Origin of the sequence: Bradyrhizobium sp. (genome assembly GCF_028868675.1) — a bacterium.
Classification (GTDB): Bacteria; Pseudomonadota; Alphaproteobacteria; order Rhizobiales; family Xanthobacteraceae; genus Bradyrhizobium.
Map to the genome: position 1 here is coordinate 1 of NZ_JAGWUA010000310.1, position 3661 is coordinate 3661.

Genomic DNA, 3661 nt, shown 5'->3' on the forward strand with positions numbered 1-3661 from the left:
ACAAATGGCAGGACGTCCTCCATGGTCGTGCCGCCCAATCGAGGCCAATTGGCCACAGCAGGGCGTCAATGGTGGCACTTTGGTGCGCGTGGCCTTGTTCTAAGCCCCAGGGATAAGTAAAATTCGGCGCACGTGACCTTGACAGGTCAGGAGGGGATGCTGCGATGCAGAAGGCTCTTGGGGCGATGGTCTTGGCCTGTGTGATGATCGGGGGAGGAGCCGTAGCCGCCCCTCTGATGCCGCAAACCCAATCGGCCGCCGGTCCGGCCGTGGAGAAGGTCAAAGTCATCTGTGAAGAGGACGGCCATTGCCGAAGGCCGCCAAAACGTAGGCCAGTCGCCCGCTGGGTCTATGGAGATGGCAACTTCTACGGCCCCTACTCCGGTCCAGGCTACTACGGCAATCCAAGATTGAAATATCGGGTTTTCCCATATTTCTGGTGGTAGTTCGGCTTGTTTTCTTGGACCTCCCGGCCGGGCCTGGCTTCTGGAACAGCGAAAGGCCGGTCCGCATTGATCGGCATGTCGAGATCCTCCAAGGTCGGCTCCTTTGCGGTCGGTGATCACGTCAGCTGGAATTCGGAGGCCGGGCGGGTGCGCGGCCACATCCAACGCGTCCATACGAAGGACGTGAACTACAAGGGCTACGTCCATCACGCGAGCCCTGATGATCCGCAATACGAGATCAAGAGCGACAAGACCGATCATATCGCCATGCACAAGGGGCGGTCGCTGCGGCGCCTGCGCAAGTGACGGCGTGTCGTTGCTCCGGCTGGGTGGCCCAGGTCGCGTGGACAGGGACCAGCGTGCTGGCCAGTCGCAAGTCAGCCGTCGGCCGGCTGTCGGGTCGAGAACTGCGGAAACAGTTCCGCGACGATCGGTCCATCGGTTCGCCAGGAGTAGCAGCCGTTGATGAAGAACGGGCGTTCGCCGGCGGCGCGCTGCTGGTCGTGCGAGTCGCGTCCCTCGGGCGTCTTGCCGTAGGACATGGCCTGGAAAAGCGTGGTGACGGCCGGGCCGAGCAGTTCCATGAGATGCGTGCAGGTCTCCAGCCGCCCGATTCTGGTCCGCAGCACGTCGCGCCAGCCTTTGCCGATCTGCTCCCCAACCAGCCGCTGCAGGATGGGTTGGACCTCGATGCAGGTCGGATAGGGTGTCGCGCGCATCGTCGCCTCCGCTTCGCGAATGGTCAGGCGATCGTCGATCGCGAGCCGCAGGCCGATGTCGTGAACGGGCTCGCCCGCTCCGAGCGCGCCGCGGAACCGGTCATGCGTGGCAAACGGCTTGGTGTCGACGAGGCGCGCCTCCACCTCCCACAATCCGTCCGTGCGGAGATAGCCATCGCATTCGACGGTTCGTCGGTGCATGAGGCGGCGTCGAGGGGGTTCTGAATCGGAGTTCTCGTTCTTCATTGCCTGACGGGGATGATGCGTTGTTTCGTTCGGGTGCCTGCGCCGGAGCCTAGGAGATCGGTGAAAGCCTGTCGAGTTGTCGCGTAGTCCGTCCGCGTCGTCCGAATCCCGCGCAGCGCATGGGCATCTTGCGTTGCAAATGATTCCGGACTGGCGGTGGCTTCGGCGGTCGGAGACGACCGGCTGCGCTCATTCGACCAGATATGTCTTGACCGCAGCCTCGTCCCAGAAGATGCCGTTGCCGGGTTCCTCGCTCGGCAGCGCGAAGCCGTCCTTGATGGCGAGGCGCTTTGCCAGCACCGCGTCGGCCCAGTCGACATATTCCAGCCAGTGCGCCGTCGGCGTGACGCAGAGCAGCTGCGCGCTGACTTCCGAGAACAGATGCGTCGACATCTCGACGCCGGCGGCATGCGCCAGCGACGCGGCGCGGAGCCAGCCGGTGACGCCGCCGATGCGCTGCACGTCGGGCATGACGAAGTCGCAGGACCTCGCCGACAGCGCGGACTGCATCGCAAAGGCCCCGTCGAAATTCTCGCCGATCTGGATCGGCGTGGCGAGCTCGGCCGCGATGCGGGCGCAGCCCTGGTAGTCGTCGTGGCGGATCGGTTCCTCGATCCAGAGCAGGCCTTCGTCGTCGAGCATCCGGCCGCGATGTATGGCGTCGGCCACGCTGAGCGCCTGGTTGTAGTCGCACATCAGCGTCACGGAATCCCCGACTGCCTTGCGTATGGCGCGCACGACGGCGAGGTCCTCGCGCGCATCCGGGCGGCCGACGCGGATTTTTGCGGCGTGAAAGCCTTCGGCGAGCAGCTTGTGCGCCTCCTCCACCGCGGCGCCGGCCGGCATGATGCCGAGGCCCTTCGAATTGTAGGCGCGCACCGGCTTCGGCGCGCCGCCGAGCAGGCGGGCGAGCGGCAGGCCGCGGGCGCGGGCGAGTGCGTCCCACGCCGCCATGTCGATGCCGGACTGCGCCAGCCGCTGCAGCCCCGCGAGCCCCAGCAGCGTGAAGCGCTGGGTCAGTTTGCGCTCGATCTCGAACGGCAGCAGCTCGTCGCCCGCGAGCATCGCGGACATCTCGCCGACCATGGCCGTCAGCGGCTTCAGGGCGGCGGGCGTAATCGAGAACAGATAGGCGTGGCCGGCCGCCCCCTGGTCGGTCTCGCAATCGATCAGCACGAGCGGCGCCTTGGCCACCGCGCCGCTCGAGGTCTGCAGCGGCAGGTTCATCGGCACGATCACGGGGCGGGCGACGAAGCGCTTGATGCGGATGGTCTCGGTCATGCGGTTCCTCCAGGGGACGTCTTGGGCGCGCGCTGCGCCATTCTTGATTCCGCACCGGCGCGCCGCAACCGCTCCTTGCGAAAAATATTTCGGCTGCGGAAACCCGCTCGCCTCGAGCGGGCGTCCCGGCCGCTGCGTCGGTTCGCGCGCGGTCGAACGCGGTGATCGATCGCGCTGCCGGTTTCCGACAGGCATCTTACACGTCCATTAGCTTTGCGCGAGAATCGGACGCAGGAAGACGACGGATCGCGCTGCGCGCGCTGGCGCCGAACGTCCTCTCCGACTATCGGGATTCGGCAAATGCTGCCCATCGGATGTGCATTCGCTGACGAAATGCGCATCCATCGACCGTCAAACCTGTTCATCGACTTAACGCGGATGACAGAAAGCGGCCAGAGTGTCGTAGATCGATCAAATACAATGATAACTCGACTAAGATACCTGAGTGTCCGTCGGCCAACAACGAACCGCCGGAAGCAGCATGTCGAACGTCGTCCAATTGCAGTCGAAACGGAAGCATCGCGAAGCGCCGGAAGCGGCGTTCGACCCGGATGCCGCGTTCGTCGATGCGGTCAAGGCGGTGATGCTGCAATCGAGCGCGAAGGACGCGCTGATGCTGCTGACCGACCAGCTCGAAACCGCCATGCAGCACGCACGCGCGATCGAGCCGAGGATGCGCCATCGCGGAACGAGACAAGCCTTCGCCGACCGGATCGACGTCATCCAGCGGATGCTGGACCTCACCCGCGTGAAGATCCTGCAGCTCTAGCCCGCTCTCCATCCCACGACCATCATAGCCAATCCCCGTCCGGAGCCGCCCGCCATGCGCAAAAATCTGCCGATCACCGACGTCGAATATCCGCTCACCGACGCGACGCTGATCGTCTCCAAGACCGACCTCAAGGGCAAGCTGACCTATTTCAACGACCAGTTCGTTGAAACGTCGGGCTTCACCGAGCAGGAGCTGAT

At 64.6% G+C, this 3661-nt stretch carries 4 protein-coding genes; 2 read left to right on the forward strand and 2 right to left on the reverse strand.

Annotation, left to right across the window (positions count from 1 at the left end):
• The first annotated feature begins 521 nt into the window (after nt 1-521).
• Nucleotides 522-752, forward strand: a complete 231-nt coding sequence (locus KGM94_RS24200; RefSeq protein ID WP_300264940.1) for a DUF2945 domain-containing protein — start codon at nt 522-524, stop codon at nt 750-752.
• Nucleotides 753-823: 71 nt separating this feature from the next.
• Here the strand turns inward: KGM94_RS24200 and KGM94_RS24205 are convergent, their stop codons facing one another.
• Together KGM94_RS24205 and KGM94_RS24210 are read right to left on the reverse strand one after the other, a co-directional pair.
• Nucleotides 824-1366 (reverse strand): DUF2889 domain-containing protein, encoded by a 543-nt coding sequence (locus KGM94_RS24205; RefSeq protein WP_300264943.1) that lies wholly within the window; start codon nt 1364-1366, stop codon nt 824-826.
• 234 nt (nt 1367-1600) lie between these two features.
• The gene (locus KGM94_RS24210; protein ID WP_300264945.1) at nt 1601-2692 is read right to left on the reverse strand and encodes an enolase C-terminal domain-like protein; all 1092 of its coding nucleotides are present in this window, start codon (nt 2690-2692) and stop codon (nt 1601-1603) included.
• Nucleotides 2693-3173: 481 nt separating this feature from the next.
• Between KGM94_RS24210 and KGM94_RS24215 the strand changes: the two genes are divergently transcribed.
• The gene (locus KGM94_RS24215; protein WP_300264948.1) at nt 3174-3461 is read left to right on the forward strand and encodes a hypothetical protein; all 288 of its coding nucleotides are present in this window, start codon (nt 3174-3176) and stop codon (nt 3459-3461) included.
• Nucleotides 3462-3661: the final 200 nt, after the last annotated feature.

What these genes read in the sequence shown, in the direction of transcription:
- KGM94_RS24215 (WP_300264948.1), top strand. Translation starts at nt 3,174, where the DNA reads ATGTCGAACGTCGTCCAATTGCAGTCGAAACGGAAGCATCGCGAAGCG.
- KGM94_RS24205 (WP_300264943.1), bottom strand. Translation starts at nt 1,366, where the DNA reads ATGCACCGACGAACCGTCGAATGCGATGGCTATCTCCGCACGGACGGA.
- KGM94_RS24200 (WP_300264940.1), top strand. Translation starts at nt 522, where the DNA reads ATGTCGAGATCCTCCAAGGTCGGCTCCTTTGCGGTCGGTGATCACGTC.
- KGM94_RS24210 (WP_300264945.1), bottom strand. Translation starts at nt 2,692, where the DNA reads ATGACCGAGACCATCCGCATCAAGCGCTTCGTCGCCCGCCCCGTGATC.